Source organism: Bifidobacterium asteroides (assembly GCF_003202755.1).
Taxonomy (GTDB): Bacteria; Actinomycetota; Actinomycetes; order Actinomycetales; family Bifidobacteriaceae; genus Bombiscardovia; species Bombiscardovia asteroides_F.
This window is the reverse complement of record NZ_QGLK01000005.1, coordinates 81,375-100,560: the sequence shown is the minus strand read 5'-3', so window position 1 is coordinate 100,560 and position 19,186 is coordinate 81,375. Positions and strand designations below refer to the sequence as shown.

Annotated in this window: 22 protein-coding genes and 1 tRNA gene; 21 read left to right on the top strand and 2 right to left on the bottom strand. The window is 61.5% G+C overall.

Features of this window, described 5'->3' with window-relative positions:
• The first annotated feature begins 129 nt into the window (after positions 1-129).
• The 5 genes from DKK74_RS06830 to dapC all read left to right on the top strand — a co-directional run bounded on the left by DKK74_RS06830 (position 130) and on the right by dapC (position 6,144).
• The gene (locus DKK74_RS06830) at positions 130-1,161 is read left to right on the top strand and encodes a LacI family DNA-binding transcriptional regulator (protein ID WP_110413383.1); all 1,032 of its coding nucleotides are present in this window, start codon (positions 130-132) and stop codon (positions 1,159-1,161) included.
• 152 nt (positions 1,162-1,313) lie between these two features.
• Positions 1,314-2,756, top strand: coding sequence for a glucuronate isomerase (uxaC, locus tag DKK74_RS06825; protein ID WP_181414973.1), 1,443 nt, complete (start codon positions 1,314-1,316; stop codon positions 2,754-2,756).
• Between the two features lie 264 nt (positions 2,757-3,020).
• Entirely contained in the window at positions 3,021-4,544 is a 1,524-nt protein-coding gene (locus tag DKK74_RS06820; RefSeq protein WP_110413381.1) for an amino acid permease, read from the top strand.
• A gap of 57 nt (positions 4,545-4,601) precedes the next feature.
• Positions 4,602-4,919 (top strand): ferredoxin, encoded by a 318-nt coding sequence (fdxA, locus tag DKK74_RS06815; protein ID WP_015022367.1) that lies wholly within the window; start codon positions 4,602-4,604, stop codon positions 4,917-4,919.
• A gap of 70 nt (positions 4,920-4,989) precedes the next feature.
• Positions 4,990-6,144, top strand: coding sequence for a succinyldiaminopimelate transaminase (dapC, locus tag DKK74_RS06810; RefSeq protein WP_110413380.1), 1,155 nt, complete (start codon positions 4,990-4,992; stop codon positions 6,142-6,144).
• On the opposite strand, the gene dinB is transcribed toward dapC, so the two are convergent.
• The gene (gene dinB, locus DKK74_RS06805) at positions 6,141-7,412 is read right to left on the bottom strand and encodes a DNA polymerase IV (RefSeq protein ID WP_110413379.1); all 1,272 of its coding nucleotides are present in this window, start codon (positions 7,410-7,412) and stop codon (positions 6,141-6,143) included. The genes dapC and dinB overlap by 4 nt on opposite strands.
• A 227-nt stretch (positions 7,413-7,639) precedes the next feature.
• Here dinB and DKK74_RS06800 point away from each other — a divergent pair.
• Positions 7,640-7,726 (top strand) — tRNA-Ser (locus tag DKK74_RS06800).
• A 198-nt stretch (positions 7,727-7,924) separates the two neighbouring features.
• Here DKK74_RS06800 and DKK74_RS06795 read toward each other — a convergent pair.
• Positions 7,925-8,587 (bottom strand): IMPACT family protein, encoded by a 663-nt coding sequence (locus DKK74_RS06795; RefSeq protein ID WP_110413378.1) that lies wholly within the window; start codon positions 8,585-8,587, stop codon positions 7,925-7,927.
• Positions 8,588-8,695: 108 nt separating this feature from the next.
• Here DKK74_RS06795 and DKK74_RS06790 point away from each other — a divergent pair, with 108 nt between their 5' ends.
• The 15 genes from DKK74_RS06790 (at position 8,696) to rpsQ (ending at position 19,178) form a co-directional block, all read left to right on the top strand.
• Entirely contained in the window at positions 8,696-9,328 is a 633-nt protein-coding gene (locus DKK74_RS06790) for an AbrB family transcriptional regulator (RefSeq protein ID WP_110413377.1), read from the top strand.
• A gap of 203 nt (positions 9,329-9,531) precedes the next feature.
• Positions 9,532-9,981: a 50S ribosomal protein L13 gene (gene rplM / locus DKK74_RS06785; RefSeq protein ID WP_045935716.1), complete on the top strand. Its 450-nt coding sequence runs from the start codon at positions 9,532-9,534 to the stop codon at positions 9,979-9,981.
• A 20-nt stretch (positions 9,982-10,001) separates the two neighbouring features.
• Positions 10,002-10,493, top strand: a complete 492-nt coding sequence (rpsI, locus tag DKK74_RS06780) for a 30S ribosomal protein S9 (RefSeq protein WP_015022361.1) — start codon at positions 10,002-10,004, stop codon at positions 10,491-10,493.
• Between the two features lie 363 nt (positions 10,494-10,856).
• Entirely contained in the window at positions 10,857-13,586 is a 2,730-nt protein-coding gene (gene adhE / locus DKK74_RS06775) for a bifunctional acetaldehyde-CoA/alcohol dehydrogenase (protein WP_181414972.1), read from the top strand.
• Positions 13,587-13,871: 285 nt separating this feature from the next.
• Entirely contained in the window at positions 13,872-14,180 is a 309-nt protein-coding gene (rpsJ, locus tag DKK74_RS06770; RefSeq protein WP_006295278.1) for a 30S ribosomal protein S10, read from the top strand.
• Positions 14,181-14,196: 16 nt separating this feature from the next.
• Positions 14,197-14,850, top strand: coding sequence for a 50S ribosomal protein L3 (rplC, locus tag DKK74_RS06765; RefSeq protein ID WP_015022359.1), 654 nt, complete (start codon positions 14,197-14,199; stop codon positions 14,848-14,850).
• Positions 14,851-14,854: 4 nt separating this feature from the next.
• Positions 14,855-15,529, top strand: a complete 675-nt coding sequence (gene rplD, locus DKK74_RS06760; protein WP_110413375.1) for a 50S ribosomal protein L4 — start codon at positions 14,855-14,857, stop codon at positions 15,527-15,529.
• Between the two features lie 5 nt (positions 15,530-15,534).
• Positions 15,535-15,837 carry a 50S ribosomal protein L23 gene (gene rplW / locus DKK74_RS06755; protein WP_015022357.1) on the top strand — a complete coding sequence of 101 codons (303 nt, stop codon included), beginning with the start codon at positions 15,535-15,537 and terminating at the stop codon, positions 15,835-15,837.
• Positions 15,838-15,872: 35 nt separating this feature from the next.
• Positions 15,873-16,703, top strand: coding sequence for a 50S ribosomal protein L2 (gene rplB, locus DKK74_RS06750; protein WP_015022356.1), 831 nt, complete (start codon positions 15,873-15,875; stop codon positions 16,701-16,703).
• Positions 16,704-16,718: 15 nt separating this feature from the next.
• Complete coding sequence (gene rpsS, locus DKK74_RS06745; RefSeq protein ID WP_015022355.1) at positions 16,719-16,997, top strand: 30S ribosomal protein S19; 279 nt, start codon at positions 16,719-16,721, stop codon at positions 16,995-16,997.
• A 21-nt stretch (positions 16,998-17,018) separates the two neighbouring features.
• Positions 17,019-17,378, top strand: coding sequence for a 50S ribosomal protein L22 (gene rplV, locus DKK74_RS06740; RefSeq protein ID WP_015022354.1), 360 nt, complete (start codon positions 17,019-17,021; stop codon positions 17,376-17,378).
• Positions 17,378-18,223, top strand: a complete 846-nt coding sequence (rpsC, locus tag DKK74_RS06735; RefSeq protein ID WP_029678066.1) for a 30S ribosomal protein S3 — start codon at positions 17,378-17,380, stop codon at positions 18,221-18,223. Before rplV ends, rpsC begins: the two co-directional genes overlap by 1 nt.
• 3 nt (positions 18,224-18,226) lie before the next feature.
• Complete coding sequence (gene rplP / locus DKK74_RS06730; RefSeq protein ID WP_015022352.1) at positions 18,227-18,646, top strand: 50S ribosomal protein L16; 420 nt, start codon at positions 18,227-18,229, stop codon at positions 18,644-18,646.
• Positions 18,646-18,909, top strand: a complete 264-nt coding sequence (gene rpmC, locus DKK74_RS06725; RefSeq protein ID WP_015022351.1) for a 50S ribosomal protein L29 — start codon at positions 18,646-18,648, stop codon at positions 18,907-18,909. Before rplP ends, rpmC begins: the two co-directional genes overlap by 1 nt.
• Positions 18,910-18,911: 2 nt before the next feature.
• A complete protein-coding gene (gene rpsQ / locus DKK74_RS06720) occupies positions 18,912-19,178 on the top strand; it encodes a 30S ribosomal protein S17 (protein ID WP_015022350.1) in 267 nt (88 codons plus the stop codon).
• The last annotated feature ends 8 nt before the right edge of the window (positions 19,179-19,186 follow it).

The window sequence follows — 19,186 nt, the reverse complement described above, 5'->3', positions numbered from 1 at the left end:
TCACCAGACTGCTGTCGGCTGCTATGGACATTGTGGAATTACTTATACTTGGACGCTAAGAGGTACTTGGCTTTGTTGGCGTATGTTTCATGCGCTATGGGGCTGCAGAGGGAAGGCTGATACGGCTAGATGAAGACCGAAGCAGATTCGGGCGGCGATTCCTCCAAGGGCAACCGCCGCACCACCATATATGATGTGGCCCGCCAGGCCGGCGTCTCTCCTTCAACGGTCTCGCGCACCTTTTCACGCCCGGATCGGGTCAGCATTTCGACCGCTCGGATGGTTCAGAAGGTCGCTGATTCGCTGGGCTATCACAGCGACATGGTCGACAGCAGGTCAGACTCCCAAGGCAGGGGACTGGTGGCGGTTATTGTGCCCGACCTGGGTAATCAGTTTTTCACCGGGGTCATCCGCAATATCCAGGACGAATGCGAGCGTTTCCATTTCGAAACCCTGATTCTTGATACCCGGGAGTCCATTACCCGGGAGCACAGGATCGTCGATGCGGTCGCCCCCGTGGTCTCGGGGATCATCCTGGTCTCCCCTAGGATGCCCGATGCCATGATCCGCAAGTGCGCCCAGCTGCGTCCTCTTGTCAGCGTCAACCGTGATGTTCGGGGCGTCTCCAGCATCAGCATCGACTCGTCCAAGGGGGCATGCCAGGCGGTCGACTACCTGCACTCATTGGGTTGCCGGAGTCTTACTTATTTGGACGGGCCGGCGGCCTCCTGGTCAAGTGGCATACGGTGGCGGCACATCCTCAATGAGTGCGACGCCAAGGGGATGAGCGTCAAGCGCTCGCTGCCTTGCGCTCCCACCTTTTACGGGGGCTATTCCTTTGCAGAGAAATATCTGGCAAATCCTACGGGAGCGGTCATTGCCCACAACGATCTGATGGCGATCGGTCTGATCGTGGCCTTACGACGGCTGGGTTGCCAGTGCCCTCGTGATGTCTCGGTCATCGGGTTCGACAACGACATCATGTCCATGGTGAGCAGTCCGCCTCTGACCACCATTCATATGTCCCTTTCAGCCCTTGGACATGGGGCTGCCGATCTCCTTATGCAGCGTCTTTCCGGAGCCTCCCTGTCTGTAGCCCCGACGGTTCCGGCCCGTCTGGTCATCAGGCAGAGTACGGGCAAGGCTGAGTCAGGTTCCTGATCAGGAAGGTTTCCGACAAGTCATGGCAACATCATGCTGAGCCTTTTCGGGTGCGCATAGGCTGATCAAGAGCATGTGTGAGTTCCGATCGTCTGACTGCCTTACCTGCCCCTTGGTCTGTACAGGAGGATTTGGGCATCGCGGAAATTCGGATGCCGGACTTGCTGTTTTCGACTAAGGAGTTTGTAGTGGCTTTCCTGGATGACGATTTTCTTCTCGGGACGCGGTTGTCTCGAGGGTTGTTCCATGACGTGGCTGAGAATCTTCCCCTGGTGGATTATCACTGCCATCTGCACGCCAAGGAGATCTATGAGGACCCCAACTTCGATAATATCGTCGATGCCTGGCTGACAGATGGGCGCAATTATGGAGACCACTATAAGTGGCGACTGGAGAGGGCCAATGGTGTTCCGGAACGGCTGATCACCGGGGACGGCGACCCTTGGGACAAATTCATGGCTTACGCCCGGACCATGGAACAGGCTGTGGGCAGCCCGGTCTATCTATGGACCCACATGGAACTGCGGAGGTACTTCGGCATCTGCGAACCCCTGACCACCAAGACCGCCAGGTCCATCTTTGATCAGACCAACGAGCTGCTGGCCACCCCGGACTTCTCGCGAAGAGCGCTTCTGCGTCGCATGAACGTCAAAGTGGTCTGCACCACGGATTCTCCTGAGGACAGTCTGGAGTACCACGATCGGTTCGCCAAGGAGGGGGAGCCCTTCAGGATGGTCCCCGCCTTCCGCCCGGATGCGGCCCTGAATCCGACAGCCAAGGGGTATGGCGGGTGGATCGGCACAATGGAGTCGGTCTGCGGCAAGCCGATCAATGACTTCAGCGATCTGGTCGAAGCTCTGCGCAATCGTGTGGATTACTTCCATCAGCATGGTTCCAGACTCTCCGACCATGCTGTCGATGTGGTGGAGTTCGCTCCGGCGACTGCCGAGCAGCTGGATGCCATCTTCAGCAAGGCCAGGGCCGGACTGGGCCTTGGCAGGCAGGAGCAGGCCCAATACCGTGCAGGTCTCCTCCTTGAGCTCATGCGGATCTACAAGGATAAGGGCTGGACCATGCAGCTCCACCTCCATGCCAGTCGCGACAACAATTCGACAGCCTTCCAGCGGTTGGGAGCGGACACGGGTTACGATGCCCTGGCGGACGGTTCGGTGGCCGCCCCCCTTGCGGCCCTTCTTGACCAGGCGCAAAGCTCGAACATCCTGCCCAGAACCATCGTCTATTCCCTCAATCCCAACGACTACATGGCCATAGCCACTGACCTGGGCTGCTTCGGCGGCGATGATCGGGGCCAGCTTCAACTGGGCAACGCCTGGTGGTTCAACGACACCATCACCGGGATGCGCCGCCAGCTTGAGGTTCTGGCAGAAACCTCTCTCTTGGGCAATGCGGTAGGAATGACCACGGACTCCCGCAGCTTCCTGTCCTTCCCCAGGCACGAGCTCTTCCGCAGGGTGCTCTGCGGGCTCCTGGGCGATTGGGCGAGCCAAGGCGTCATTCCTGATGACGAGGAGTATCTTGCCCCTCTGGTCCGCGCGGTCTCCTATGAGAACGCACTGGCCCTTTTTAAGAGCTGATGTGCAGGCTGGCTGACCCCCATGGCCAGAAAGTCGCTTCGTGCGACAGCTCTGACGGCTCAGCGAGAATGCGGCGCCAGGGCCGCAAAGGCCTGGGCGCTCTGCATCAGGGGGGATTCGATCCCTGTTTGATTTGACGGTTCCGGTCGTGCTCCCCATCGGGTAGTATCCCGAAATGGGCAAAGTCCGGACTTGTGTATCCCCATCTCCTATAGTGATGGGCCGGAGGAGCTTGCGGCACAATAAGTCACGATTGGGAGCAGGATGGAATTATTCAGGAAGAAATCGGTTGAACAGACCCTGGCGGAGACCGGGGAGGAGGGCAGGTCGCTCAAGCGGACGCTGACCACCTGGGACCTGGCCATCATGGCAGTCGCAGTGGCCGTGGGTGCCGGCATCTTCTCGGTGGGGGCCCAGGCGGCGGCCTTCCATGCAGGGCCGGCCGTCATCATCTCCTTTGTCATCGCAGGCATTGTCTGCGCGGCAGCCGTTATGTGTTACGCGGAATTCGCCTCAATGATCCCGGTTTCAGGCTCGGCCTACACCTTCACCTACAACACCATGGGCGAACTGGTGGCCTGGATCATCGGCTGGGACCTGATTCTGGAAATGCTCATGGCCGCCTCGGTCATCTCCAAGTACTGGGGCGTCTACCTGAATGACTTCATCCATCTGATGGGGGGCACCTCGTTCAGCTCCAGCTTCCATGTGGGAGGCATGGATGTTGACCTGGCCCCACTGGTGGTCGTCACCCTCTTCACGGTTCTTCTGGTCCTGGGCACCAAACTTTCTGCCCGGTTCGACGGGGCCTTGACCGTCCTCAAGATCGGCATCGTGGTCTTCGTTATCGTGGTGGGCTTCTTCTACGTCAAGTTGGACAACTACCGGCCCTTCATCCCGCCTTCCGAGCCCGCTTCGGCCGTTCCGGGAGCCAGCGTGCCAGGAATCATGGGCCAGCCGCTCTGGCAGTGGGTTTCCGGCATGCAGCCCACCATCTACGGTGTCCCCGGCATCCTCTCAGGCGCAGCCCTGGTCTTCTTCGCCTTCGTGGGCTTCGATATCGTCGCCACAACCTCAGAGGAGGCCAAGGAGCCCCACAAGACCATTCCCCGCGGAATCGGCCTGGGCATGTTGATCGTCATCACCCTGTACATCCTTGTAGCCATCGTCACCACCGGCATGGTCTCCTACAAGGATCTGGCCAAGGCCAAGAACCCCTCCCTGGCCACCGGCTTCGAGATGGTCGGCGCTCCCTGGGCTGCCAAGATCATCTCCTTCGGCATCGTGGTGGGGCTGACCACCGTGGTCATGGTGCTCCTGCTGGGGCTGACCCGCATTGTCTTCGCCATGAGCCGCGACGGGCTTCTTCCCCGTGCCCTGTCCCGCACTGGCCGGCATGGCACGCCTGCCCGCATCCAGATCCTGGGCGGCATCGTGGTGGCCGTGGTGGCCTCCTGCTTCCCCATAGACGTCCTGTCCGACATGGTCAACATCGGCACGCTCTCGGCCTTCCTGCTGGTGGCGATCTCCCTGCCTATCATGCGCAAGCGCCGGCCGGACCTGCCCCGGTCCTTCAAGATGCCCGGCAACCCTTGGGTTCCCATTCTGATCGCCCTGGCCTGCCTCTGGCTCATGCTCAACCTGACCGTGCTGACCTGGATTCGATTCGTGGTCTGGTTGGCAGCAGGCCTGGCCATTTACTTTTGCTATTCCTACCGGCACTCCCTGCTCGGTCGGCATCAGCTCAGCGGGAAGATATCCGAGGCCACCCAGGCCGGTCTGGACTGACCTGGAGCGTCGGCGCTGCAGTGTAGAGTGAATACTCGCATACTCAGGAGGTAACCCATGACCTACGTCATCGCTCAGCCTTGCGTGGACGTCAAGGACAAGGCCTGCGTGGACGAATGCCCGGTGGACTGCATCTACGAGGGCGTCCGTTCGCTCTACATCAACCCCAACGAGTGCGTGGACTGTGGCGCCTGCGAGCCGGTCTGCCCGGTGGAGGCCATCTTCTACGAGGACGACCTGCCCGAGGAGTGGACTTGGTATAAGGACGCGGCGACTGATTTCTTCGCCCAGGTGGGGGATGCCGGCGGCGCTGCTGCGGTCGGCCCCTACGATCACGATCCGGAGGGTGTGGCAGCACTGCCGCCCAACAAGTAGTCGATTAAGGCTGACGAGCCGCGGATGGGAGCCAACCCACCGCGGCTTATTCATAAGAGAAAGGCGGGCCATGGGTTTTCACTCTTTCCGATCCCCCTACGACTGGTCAAGGATTGACCCCTACCGGCGGCGTGCTGAGCAGTGCCCCGGCGGTCTGGTCGACCTCTCGGTCGGTTCGCCGGTGGATCCTGTACCCAGGTCGGTCAGGGATGCCCTGGCGGCGGCTGCGGATGATGACCAGGCGCGAGGATATCCGAAAACTGCCGGTGATGATCTCCTGAGGCAGGCCGTGGCCGGCTGGTTCCGTCGCCGTCGCGGTGTCGATCTGGATGCCTTGGGCGCGGACCTGGTGCCTACGGTCGGGTCCAAGGAGGCGGTGGCACTCATGGCCTCCCTCCTGCATCTGGGCCCGGGGGATCGGGTGGTACAGCCGACGGTATCCTATCCCACCTATGCCATCGGAACCCAGCTGGCCGGGGCTCAGGTGACAACCGTTGATGATCCGGCTGATACAGATTCATGGGTGGATCTGCCTGGCGTGCGAGCAGTATGGATCAATTCGCCAGGCAACCCCAGTGGTCAGGTCATAGACCGAACGGCGTTGGCTAAGATCGTCCGGGCGGCTCGTTCGATTGGGGCTACGGTCCTGAGCGACGAGTGCTATGCCATGCTGGATTGGTCAGGACCTACTCAAGTCGGGCAGAATGCGCCGATCCCGGCCTCACCTTGTATCTTGGAGTCTAAAGTCTGCGGCGGCGATGCCAGCGGGATACTCTGCCTGTACTCGATGAGCAAACAGTCCAACATGGCCGGGTACAGGGCAGCCCTCGTGGCCGGCGATGCTCATCTGGTGAAGCCCATGACTGCCTACCGCAAGCAGGTGGGACTGATTGTGCCCGGTCCGATACAGCGGGCCATGCGAGCCGCTCTGGAGGACGGAGAAGCTGTGATGGCCCAGCGCAAGATCTACGCACGTCGTCTGCAGGCCTTGGCTCAAACTCTGACAGCTTACGGATACGATGCCGTCATGCCACAGGGTGGACTTTATATTTGGGCGCAAGCCCGTTCGGGCGATTGCTGGGCCGATATGACTGACCTGGCCCGTATAGGGATACTGGCCAGTCCTGGGGAGTTTTACGGGGATGGTCACCGTTTGCGATTCTCATCCACCATATCTGACGACCAGCTGGAGCTGGCACTGGAGCGGTTGCGTGCAGGTGCTTAAAGACCCATGCTGACTGAACCCTTGCCGTAGCGGTTCCTGATGGAGTCCATGGTGGCCTCTGCCTGATCCAGGCGCTGGGACTCACTACCGGTGTGTCGTTTGCTCTCGCGCATGATGTCGTCCAAGGACGGCTGGATGGGGGTATCTTCCACCCGGCTCAGACCGGATGCGCTGACACCGGCTAGGCGGATCAGCCGGGGCAGGGGGGTGTCCATGGGCACGCCCTCTGGCAGCCCCAGCATGGCCTTGAGCAGTCCGACCGCCTGCGGATAGATGCGATTGGCTGAGTTGACCGGAGTCTCCAGGGTATGGGCCTTGGTCATATAGCGCAGATCATCAAAGCGCAGTTTGACAGTGATGGTCCGGGCGATCAGGTCATGCGCTCGCAGTCCGGTGGCCACCTCGTCGCTGCAGGCGCGCAGGAGGTCGCAGACCTGCTTCATGCTGGTGGTGTCGTGCAGGAAGGTGCGTTCCGCGCCCAGGGATTTCTCAGGTGCTCGTGGTTTGACCGGATCGTCGTCCAGGCCGTGGGAGGCCTGTGCCAGCATCCGGGCTGTAACGGTCGAACCTGTGGCCCGAGTCAGATCCCGTTCGCTCATGGTGGCCAAGTCGGCCACATCCTTGATGGCCCAGGCGTTGAGCCGCTTTTCCAGGGCCGGTCCGATGCCGGGGACCCCGCGCAGGGGCATCAGCTGGACGAACTCGGCCTGCCGGGCCTTGGGAATCAGCAGCATGCCGTCAGGCTTGGCATTGGTGGAAGCCATTTTGGCTACCAGCTTGTTGGTGGCGATGCCCACCGAGCAGGTCACGTGGAATTGGCGGGCCACGCTGGCTCGAATCCACCGGGCTATGGCTGTGGGCATGCCCCAGCGCATGAGCGCCCCGGACACATCCATGTAGCACTCGTCTACGGAGACCTGCTCGATCTGATCGGTGATTTGTGAGAAAACCGTATCAAATATCCGTCGTGAAATGCCCCGGTAATAGGTCATATCGACCGGGAGGAAGACCCCTTGAGGGCATAGTCGCTTGGCACGTGCCAGAGGCATGGCCGAGTTGATGCCGAAGGCTCTGGCCTCATAGCTGGCCGCGGAGACCACCGAACGCTGTCCGGTGCCGATAATGACCGGCCTTCCCTGCAATTGCGGGTGTCGAGCGACTTCACAAGAGGCGTAGAAAGCATCCATGTCAATATGCAGCACCGTGCAGCCGGTCTCGTCATGTCCCCAGTCCTTCTTGGCGGCTGCAAGCCTTGGTGCGGTACTCATGGCTCCATGATAGAAGGGAGCCCCGGAGGAACATACGATAAATTATTCTCGAATGTAAATTCTTAGAAAAGATTCACTTTTCTGGTTTTTATCCATGAAAAATGGACAAACCTGTCCCTATTCCATCCGATCCTGCCGCTCCGGCGAGTCAGGTCAGTCAATCATGGTATTCTATTGTTTTGTTCTTGAAAACCCTGGGATCAAGGTCCCAGATCGGGAGCAAGCATGGAGACGTGCCTGAGTGGCCGAAAGGGGCACCCTGCTAAGGTGTTGACTGCGCAAGCGGTCCAGGAGTTCGAATCTCCTCGTCTCCGCCTGAAGGCCGGTGATCGCTGATTTCGCACGATCACCGGCCTTATTTATTGCCATTGGTATCCATTTTCCTTGGCCTTTGCAGTGCTGCAGCTAGGGCGGATTCAAATCTGTAAGTGGCGGACCGATGGTGCATGACATGAGCCTGTCTGGCAGTGCAGATCAAAGCTGGGCAAAGGCTGCGTGGCCTGTCCCGCCGATCATGTGGTAGATGGAGCTTGGTCCCCGGACAGGGGAATCAGCCTGTGGCCTTCGCCCAGTGCACTGGGCTGGACACGGCCCTGCAGAAGGTCGTCCAGCCGACCATGAAAGGCTGGCACCGCTGCGGGCTCAAGGTCGTAGATCAGCCGCACCCGGTCAGTGAAGTCCTCGCTTTCCATGTATCCCCCAGTGGTACGGATCAGACGGCGGAGGGAGTCATATTCCGGGTAGTCCACGGTGATCGTGAAGCGCTGCGTCGGGAGCACGCGTGCCGATCTTGCCGCCTTGAGTGTTAGGGAGGCTGCTGAGGAATAGGCTCGGATCAACCCTCCTGACCCTAGAAGGATCCCCCCGAAGTATCGGGTCACAGTCAGGACGCAATCGGTCAGTCCCTGCCGACGCATGACCTCAAGTATGGGCTTGCCGGCCGTTCCGGAGGGCTCTCCGTCATCGCTCATGCGCTCGCTGGTGCGGCCCTCAGGTCCCCAGATCGCGCAGTGGCAGACGTGCCGGGCTTTGGGGTGCTGTAAGCGGACCTCTTGGACGAAGGCCATGGCCGCATCTCGGTCTTCCACATGGCAGGCCTGGCCGATAAACTCGGACTTCCGGTCGGTCAGAGAGCCTGTGGCTGGTTTCTGCGGCGTATCCAATATGGTGAGCAAATCGGCTTGCCTCCTATTCCTATCGTCTCCTCGGTTCCTGCGCTATCTCCATGCTAGAGGGGATTCCGGGCCGAGTCTGATATCAAGGAGACGACCTAAGCTGGCCGCATGACCAATCCTCAGGACCAACCGGAAACCGAACCTCCGTCAGCCGGCAAGCCCCACGAGGCCCTGACCGTTTTCTATGAAAGGCTCAGGCACTCCACGGATACGGCTGAGCTGCACGGATTCGCCCGCAGCCCACTGCCCGACAGGTCAGACCAGGCTGCCTTCTCCCGCTTCACGGCATTGCTGGAGGCGGTGGCTGGCAATGAACACACACCGGTGGAGGACAGGGTCTACCTGGCGCAGACCATGCCCTTTCCTAACATTCTGGTCAAGCTCTCCCAGGATTCCAGCTCCGAGGTCCGCCGGGCGGTAGCCGCCAACAAGGACGATAAGAACTGGCTGGCCGGTTTGCTTACCAAGGACGAGGACGCCGGAGTCAGAGCTGCCGCGCTGACCAACCCTATGACCTCCTGGAAGATGCGTCTGGAAGGCGCCCAGGATGAACGAACCGATGCCGAGACACTAGACTTCCTGGGAGCCTTGGGCACTCGCGAGGAGCAGGATGCCCCCCATGTGCTGGCCGCCATGGTGCGCCGGGCCGTGGCCCTGAATCCCAACACGGGACAGGCGACCCTTGATGCCCTGAGCAAGGACCCGGATGGTCAGGTGGCACGGGCGGCTGCCTCCCGCTGAAACCGGAGCAGACACAAATTTTGACGAACGGCATACAGGCGTTACAATAATGGATTGTTGTGTTTCCCTAAGGGGTCCTCAAAGCGCTTTTCCCACTCGCCGTCTAGGACTTTAAGGGAGCCCACGGAATACACGGCTTTCGGCCAGCATGGCAGCATGCGGCGCGGAGAGCCCGAAACACAATGCAAGGAAAAGGTTGAATCGTGAAGACTTTCACCCCGAAACCAGCCGATCTGACACATGACTGGTATATCGTCGACGCCTCCGGTGTGGTGCTGGGGCGTCTGGCAGCCCAGGTGGCCGATCTGCTGCGTGGCAAGAACAAGCCCACCTATGCGCCCTACGCCGACTCCGGCAACAACGTCATTGTCATCAACGCCTCCAAGATGGTGCTGACGGGCAACAAGAGCGACAAGGTGCTCTACACCCACTCCGGCCGTCCCGGCGGTCTGCGTCGCGACTCCTACGGGCAGTTGATGGAGCACAATCCCGAGCGCATCATCATGACGGCGGTCAAGGGCATGCTGCCCAAGAACAAACTGGCCAAGGTCCAGCTGACCAGGCTGCGGGTCTTCGCAGGCGAGGAGCATCCTCACACCTCCCAGCAGCCCATTGAGTACAAGATCCATCAGGTCGCTCAGCAGGCCAAGTAGGACCAGAGGAGATAATCATCATGGCTGACAACAACAACAGCTCCGCGGTTCTTGAGGCCGAGGAGACCAGCGCTTCCTACACTTCCGAGACCAATGCCGGTGCAGGCACCGGCACCTCCGCCATCGAGCCGGGCTATGGCACCGGCCGCCGCAAGGAGGCAGTCGCCCGCGTCCGTCTGATTCCGGGCTCCGGCAAGTGGAGCATCAACGGGCACACCCTGGAGGAGTACTTCCCCAGCAAGCTGCACCAGCGCGAGGTCAACTCGCCTATCGTGCTGCTCAAGCTCGAGAACAAGTTCGACGTGGTTGTGCGCGTCGAGGGCGGCGGTGTGACCGGCCAGGCCGGCGCAGTCCGTCTGGGCGTCGCACGCGCCCTGAACGCCATCGATCGGGACGCCAACCGTCCTGCCCTGAAGAAGGCCGGGTTCCTGACCCGTGACGCCCGCGTGGTGGAGCGCAAGAAGGCCGGTCTGCACAAGGCCCGTCGCGCCCCGCAGTTCTCCAAGCGCTGACGTTCGCGGTTTCCTTCATCCCCGAGGTTCTCACGGACCTTGGGGATTTTTCATGCTTGGATCCGTGCCTGGACAGCCCAGTTCCAAGCGAACGACAAAGCGCACGTTGGGGTGCGGAAAATGACCAGGAAAACCACGAATTCCCACACGACACGCTTCAAGCGAACGTTCGCTCATCCGGGGGCTCAATGGTGCCCCCTTGGGTCTATATTGTGACTTTCGTCACGTTATGACGGATGTCTTTCGTGGACCGCCACGGTCTGAGACTGTATGAGACCTTCTGCCGGCCCTCATCGGCATCCGCGGAACATGAGGAGGGCCAATACCTTGGCTGGAACGCAGAAGCATAAGCATGACCATCAAGTGAAGGAGCCGACAGCTGGCAGGGAAGGCGGCCAGGCCGACGGCAGTGAGCTGGCCCGCATGGAGGTGGATGCCCTGGTCGTCCGCGCGCAGGCGGCTTTACGCGCCTTTGAGGAGCTCGACCAGAGCCAAGTGGATCGGATTGTGGCCAAGGCCTCGATTGCGGCCCTGAACAAGCATCTGTCCCTGGCTCAGATGGCCGTGGAGGAGACAGGACGCGGCCTGGTGGAAGACAAGGCCACCAAGAACATCTTCGCCTGCGAGCACGTGACCAACTACCTGGCCAGGCAGCGCACCGTGGGCATCATCAGCGAGAACGATGTGGACGGCATCATCGAGGTGGCCGAGCCGGTGGGAGTCGTGGCCGGCGTGACTCCGGTCACCAACCCCACCTCGACTGCCATTTTCAAGTCGCTGCTGGCCCTGAAGACCCGCTGCCCCATCGTCTTCGGATTCCACCCCTACGCCCAGCGCTGTTCGGTGGAGGCGGCCCGGATCGTCCGTGATGCCGCCATCGAGGCAGGTGCTCCACAGGATTGCATCCAATGGATCGAGCACCCCTCAGTCGAAGCCACCGGCGCCCTGATGCAGCACCCCGGCGTTGCCACCATTCTGGCCACAGGAGGCACCGGCATGGTCAAGGCCGCCTACTCCTCGGGCAAGCCTGCCCTGGGCGTAGGAGCCGGCAATGCACCGGCATATGTGGACCGCAGGGTCAACGTTTCCCGGGCCGTCAACGACCTGATCCTGTCCAAGCATTTCGACTACGGCATGATCTGCGCTACAGAGCAGGCCATCATCGCTCATCAGGATGTGTATGACCGGGTGATCGAGGAGATGAAGCGGCGCAAGGCTTACTTCGTCAGCCCTGAGGAGAAGGTCAAGCTGGAGGAGTACATGTTCGGCGTGCGTGCTCATGCCGGTGCCGATGCGCCCGCTCCCAGGCTCAACTCTGAGGTTCCGGGCAAGTCCCCCCAGTTCATCGCTCGTCAGGCCGGCTTCGAGATACCCGAGGATGCGACTATTCTGGCTGCCCAATGCGACCAAGTCGGGCCCATGGAACCGTTGACCCTGGAGAAGCTGGCTCCGGTTCAGGCTGTGCTCAAGGCGAGCAACAAGGAAGAGGGCTTCACTTTCTGCGAGCAGATGCTGCGCTACGGTGCCGGGCACACGGCCGCGATCCACACCGATGACGAAAGGCTGGTGCGCGAGTATGGCCAGCGCATGCACGCCTGCCGGATTGTATGGAATCAGCCGAGCTCCCTGGGCGGCATCGGCGACATCTACAATGCCATTGCCCCCTCCCTGACCCTGGGTTGCGGCTCCTACGGGGGCAATTCGGTCTCGGGCAACGTCCAGGCGGTCAATCTGATCAATGTTAAGCGGATTGCGCGGAGGAACAACAACATGCAGTGGTTCAAGGTGCCGGCCAAAACCTACTTCGAGCCCAACTCCGTTCGCTACCTGCGTGACATGTTCGGCATCCGCCGGGCCGTCATCGTATGCGATAAGGTTATGGAGCAGCTGGGGATCGTCGACAAGATCATCGATCAGCTCCGCGCCCGGTCCGAGCCGGTCACCTTCCGCATCATTGACTACGTAGAGCCGGAGCCTAGCGTCGAGACGGTGGAGCGCGGCGCGGCCATGATGCGCGATGAGTTCGGCCCCGACACCATCATCGCCGTGGGCGGCGGCAGCCCCATGGACGCAGCCAAGATCATGTGGCTGCTCTATGAGCACCCGGAGATCTCCTTTGCCGATGTTCGAGAGAAGTTCTTCGACATCCGCAAACGGGCCTTCAAGATTCCGCCCCTGGGCACCAAGGCCAAGCTGGTCTGCATTCCCACCTCTTCGGGGACGGGTTCGGAGGTCACCCCATTTGCGGTCATCACCGACCATAAGACAGGATACAAGTACCCCATCACCGACTACGCCCTGACCCCCAGCGTGGCCATCGTGGATCCGGTTCTGGCCCGTACACAGCCCAAGAGGCTGGCCTGTGACTCGGGCTTCGATGCTCTGACCCACTGCATGGAGGCCTTCGTTTCGGTCTATGCCAATGACTACACCGACGCCATGGCCCTGCACGCCGCCAAGCTGATCTGGGACAACCTGGAGCCTGCCGTGGGCACTGCCGGCGGTGAGGACAAGACACGCGCGCAGGAGAAGATGCACAATGCGGCGACCATGGCAGGCATGGCTTTCGGTTCGGCCTTCCTGGGCATGTGCCACGGCATGGCGCATACCATCGGAGCACTCTGCCATGTGGCCCATGGGCGGGCCAACGCCATCCTTCTGCCCTATGTGATCCGCTACAACGGGCGGATCCCGGACGAGCCGACCAGCTGGCCCAAGTACAGCGAGTATGTGGCCCCGGAGCGCTACCGGCAGATGGCGCACGTACTGGGCATCGAATCCGCTACTCCCGAGGAGGGTGTGGAGCTCTTGGCCCGTGCTGTGGAATCCTACAGGGACGAGCGCCTGGGCATGGATGACTCCTTCCAGGCGGCCGGAGTGGACGAGGACCTCTTCTGGCAGTCCCTGGATCAGATCGGCATGCGAGCCTATGAGGACCAGTGCACGCCGGCTAACCCGCGCATTCCGCTGATTGAGGACATGAAGGACATCGCCGTGGCCGCCTACTATGGGGTCAGCCAGGAGGAGGGCCACCGGATGAGGGTTGCCCGCCAGGGCAAGGATGTGGTCCAGGAGGCCTCACAAGGGGTCTGACGAGGCCAGAATTGAACCGAGGGTTCCTCTGGAAGCGGCGCGACACGCCCGGATTCTTCTAGGGGAACCCTCGTGCTTTAATAAGAAAGTTGCCTGTTTTGGGCTCGCATTTTGTCAATCACAATAGCGGGTGCAGCGAGGAGTCCCATCCCCACGGGATTCTCCACGGCTGCGCATGGATCCGGCTGAGGCCTGTCGGGAGGAATGTCTCCTGTGGCTGTCGTTCCGTGCCCTCGAAACAGACTGGGTAATCAGTTCATAGATCGCTAGAAAGGGCGGACGGCAATGGCGGGACAGAAAATCCGCATCAGGCTAAAGTCCTATGACCATGAGGTCATCGACCAATCGGCGAAGAAGATCGTCGAGACGGTGACGAACGCGGGCGCAACTGTGGTTGGCCCCGTTCCGCTGCCGACTGAGAAGAACGTGTATGTCGTCATCCGTTCTCCTCATAAGTACAAGGACTCCCGCGAGCACTTCGAGATGCGCACCCACAAGCGCCTGATCGACATCGTGGATCCCACGCCCAAGGCTGTGGATTCGCTGATGCACATCGATCTGCCGGCGGACGTCAACATTGAGATCAAGCTGTAGGGGAGGAGGAAACCGCATGGCTGAAGAGCAGAGGAACCGCAAGGCTCTCCTGGGCCGCAAGCTGGGCATGTCCCAGGTCTGGGACGAGAACGGCTTCTTCGTCCCGGTGACCCTGGTGGACGTGTCCACCAACGTGGTGACCGCGGTCAAGAACCAGGAGAAGGACGGCTACCAGGCCATCCAGATCGGCTACGGGCAGATCGACCCCACCAAGGTGACCAAGCCGCTGGCTGGGCACTTCGCCAAGGCCGGAGTGACCCCGCGTCGCCACCTGGTCGAGGTCCGCACCGCCGATGCCGACAGCTATCAGCCCGGCCAGGAGCTGGGCCTGGACCTGCTGCCCGAGGGCAGCGAGGTCGACGTAACCGGCACCACCAAGGGCAAGGGCTTTGCCGGCACCATCAAGCGCTGGGGCTTCAAGTCCTACCGCCGCACCCACGGCTCGCACAAGAACGAGCGTCGTCCCGGCTCAGTGGGCGCCTGCGCAACGCCAAGCCGCATCCTCAAGGGCAAGCGGATGGCCGGCCGCATGGGTCACGACACCTCGACCGTCCAGAATCTGACCATCGTCTCCGCAGATGCCGAGAAGGGCGTCATCGCCATCAAGGGTGCCCTGCCCGGGCCCCGCGGCGCCATCGTCCTGGTTCGTTCGGCAGTGAAGGGAGCCTGAAACCATGGCTAATTTGACTCTGAACATCACCGACGCCCAGGGCAAGAACACAGGGACCGTGGATGCACCCGAGCAGATCTTCGGCATTGCCGAGGAGGATGTCCGCTCGCATGTGCCGCTGATCCACCAGGTGGTTGTCGCCCAGCTGGCTGCAGCCCGTCAGGGCACGCATTCGGTCAAGACCCGTTCAACCGTCTCCGGCGGCGGCCGCAAGCCCTGGAAGCAGAAGGGCACCGGACGTGCTCGCCAGGGCTCCATCCGTGCTCCCCAGTGGACCGGTGGCGCCATTGTCCACGGCCCGCAGCCGCGCGACTACTCCCAGCGCACCCCCAAGAAGATGAAGGCCGCAGCATTGCGCTACGTTCTGTCCGACCGGGTCAATGCCGGGCGCGTGCACGTGGTCGACTTCGGCATTGGCGAGACTCCGTCCACCAAGGCAGCCAAGGCAGCCCTGCTGCCCCTTGTCGACAACAGATTCACCACCGTCGTGCTGTCCCGTGAGAACATCAACGAGTGGCTCTCCGTGAGGAACCTGCCCACCGTCCATGTCCTCTTCGCCGATCAGCTCAACACCTACGATGTGGTCACGGCCGAGGATGTCGTCTTCAGCAAGGATGGCTTCGATGCCTTCCTGGCTGTCAAGAGCGGCGTCAAGTCCGAGACCGTCAAGGAGGCCTGATTTTCATGGCAGCTATTCACAAGCCAGCACACGACATCATTCTGCGCCCGGTCGTCTCCGAGAAGAGCTACGCCAACTCGGACCGCGGCCAGTACACATTCGTGGTTGACCCTGATGCCAACAAGGTCGCCATCAAGCAGGCCATCGAGCAGATCTTCAACGTGAAGGTCACATCGGTCAACACCCTCAATCGGCAGGGCAAGCGGACCCGGACCCGTACGGGCTGGGGTCGTCGCGCCGCTGAGAAGCGTGCCATCGTCAAGGTGGCCGAGGGCCAGTCGATCGATGTCTTCGGTACCAACAACTGAAGGCTAGCCGAGAAAAGTTAAGGAAGAACTAGATTATGGCTATCCGTACATACAAGCCGACGACCGCGGGCCGTCGCAACGCCTCGGTTTCGGACTTCGCCGAAATCACGCGCTCCAAGCCTGAGAAGTCGCTGGTTCGCAAGCTGAGCAAGACTGGCGGACGCAACTCCTATGGTCGCGTCACCAGCCGCCATCGGGGCGGCGGACACAAGCGCCAGTACCGCCTCATCGACTTCCGTCGCTGGGACAAGGACGGCGTGCCCGCCAAGGTTGCTGAGATCGAATACGATCCCAACCGCTCGGCCCGCATCGCCCTTCTGCACTTTGCAGATGGCGAGAAGCGCTACATCATCGCCCCGCAGGGCATCAAGCAGGGTGATGTCATCGAGACCGGTCCCCAGGCCGACATCAAGCCCGGCAACAACCTGCCCCTGCGCAACATCCCCACCGGCACCATCGTCCACGCCATCGAGCTGCGGCCCCTGGGCGGCGCCAAGATCGCCCGCTCGGCAGGCGCTGCCGTCCAGCTGGTGGCCAAGGACGGGGCCTACGCCCAGCTGCGTATGCCCTCCGGCGAGATTCGCAACGTTGATTCACGCTGCCGCGCAACGGTGGGCGAGGTCGGCAACAACGACCACGCCAACGTCCAGCTCGGCAAGGCAGGACGTGCCCGCTGGATGGGTCGCAGGCCCATCACCCGTGGTGAATCCATGAACCCGGTCGACCACCCGCATGGCGGACGCACTCGTGGCGGCAAGCCGCCAGTGTCTCCCTGGGGCAAGGGCGAGGTCCGCACCCGCAGGCCCAAGAAGGCCTCCAACAAGATGATCGTGCGTCGTCGTCCAAATGGTAAGAACCGCAAGTAAGGGAGTGTCGGAAAGATGACTCGTAGCATCAAGAAGGGCCCATTCGTCGACGCCCACTTGCAGAAGAAAGTCGACGAGCAGAACGAGAAGGGCACCAAGAACGTCATCAAGACCTGGTCCCGTCGTTCCATGATCACCCCGGACTTCATCGGGCACACTTTCGCTGTGCACGATGGCCGCAAGCATGTCCCGGTCTTCGTCACCGAGGCCATGGTCGGCCACAAGCTCGGCGAGTTCGCCCCCACCAGGACCTTCAGGGGTCATGTGAAGGACGACAAGAAAGCACGCCGCTGAGGCGAGGGAGAGTAGAGACACATGGAAGCTAAGGCAATTGCACGTCACGTTCGCGTGACGCCTCGCAAGGCTCGCCGCGTCGTCGACCTCATCCGAGGCAAGCAGGCGACCGAGGCCGTGACCATTCTGAAGTTCGCCCCCCAGGATGCGGCCGTTCCGGTCCGCAAGTGCCTGGAGAGCGCCATCGCCAACGCGCGCGTCAAGGCGGACAAGGCCAACCAGCCCTTCCGCGAGAATGAGCTGGTGGTTCGTGAGACCTACGTGGACGAGGGAACCACCCTGAAGCGGTTCCGCGCCCGCGCCCAGGGTCGTGCGGCCCGCATCAACAAGCGGACCAGCCACATCACCGTCGTGGTGGCCGACAAGGAAGGAGCCCGATAATGGGGCAGAAGATCAACCCGTTTGGGTACCGACTCGGCATCACCGAGGAGCACCGCAGCAAGTGGTACTCCGACTCCAACAAGGCGGGGGAGCGTTACAGCGACTTCGTGCTTGAGGATGACAAGATCCGCAAGGAGATGAACAAGGACCTGGAGCGCGCAGGCGTCTCCAAGATTGTCATCGAGCGGACCCGCGACCGTGTGCGCGTCGACATCCACACCGCCCGGCCGGGCATCGTCATTGGTCGTCGTGGAGCAGAGGCCGAGCGCGTGCGCGCCAAGCTGGAGAAGATCACCGGCAAGCAGGTCCAGCTGAACATCTTCGAGGTCAAGAACGCCTCCATCGATGCCCAGCTGGTGGCTCAGGGCATCGCCGAGCAGCTGACCAACCGCGTCACCTTCCGCCGGGCCATGCGCAAGGCTCAGCAGGATGCCATGCGCGCAGGCGCCAAGGGCATCAGAATCAAGCTGTCAGGTCGTCTGGGCGGAGCCGAGATGAGCCGTTCGGAGTTCTACCGCGAGGGCCGTGTGCCCCTGCAGACTCTGCGCGCTCTGATCGACTACGGCTTCTTCGAGGCCAGAACCACCTACGGTCGCATCGGCGTCAAGGTCTGGATCTACAAGGGCGATATGACCGAGCGTCAGTTCGAGGAGCAGCAGGCTCAGCAGAACAACCGCCCCGGTCGGCGCGGCGATCGTCGTCCCCGTCGTGGCGTCCGTCCCTCCGAGGGACGCACCCGCCGTGAGCAGGATGCAGCCAAGCAGAACAGCGGTGTGGCCGCGCCGCCGGCGGCAGCTCAGGAGCAGACCGCCTCGGCCCCCGTCGCAACCGAAGCAAAGGAGTGAGCCGTGCTTATCCCAAAGAGGACTAAATACCGCAAGCAGCATCGTCCGGGTCGTTCGGGCATGTCCAAGGGCGGCAACGAGATCGCTTTCGGCGATTACGGCATACAGGCCTTGGCTCCGGCTTACCTGACCAACCGCCAGATTGAGGCGGCCCGTATCGCCATGACCCGGTACATCAAGCGTGGCGGCCGCGTCTGGATCACGGTCTTCCCGGATCGCCCCCTGACCAAGCACGCCCTGGGATCCCGAATGGGTTCCGGCAAGGGTGCGCCCGAGTTCTGGGTGGCCAATGTCCGTCCCGGCCGGGTGCTCTTCGAGATCGGCGGCGTGAGCGAGGATGTGGCCCGCGAGGCCCTTCGCCGCGCTACTGACAAGCTTCCCATGAAGTGCCGGATTATTGCACGTGAAGGCGGTGACATCTGATGTCAGTCGGAACAGCCGAGTATTCCATCAAGAATCTGAATGAAAAGACCAATGCGGAGATCGAGGATTTCCTGAAGAAGTCCAAGGAGGAGCTGTTCAACCTGCGCTTCCAGTCGGCCACCGGTCAGCTGGAGAACACCTCCCGCCTCAAGGCCGTCAAGCACGACATCGCCAGGATGTACACCGTTCTGCGTGAGCGCGAGCTGGGCATCAGCCAGGAGCCCGCCGAAGCAAAGGCCGAGAGCAAAGCTGAGGAGAAGTAAGCATGGCTGACAAGCAGGAGCGCAACTTCCGCAAGGTTCGCAGCGGCTACGTCGTGTCCGACAAGATGGACAAGACCATCACCGTTGAGCTGGAGCAGCGTTCGACCCACCCCCTGTACGGCAAGGTCGTCCGCAGCAACCGCAAGGTCAAGGCCCATGATGAGAAGAACGAGGCCCATGTGGGCGACTTCGTGAGTATCATGGAGACCCGTCCTCTGAGCAAGACCAAGCGCTGGCGTCTCGACTCCATCGTCGAGCGCGCCAAGTAACAAGTTCG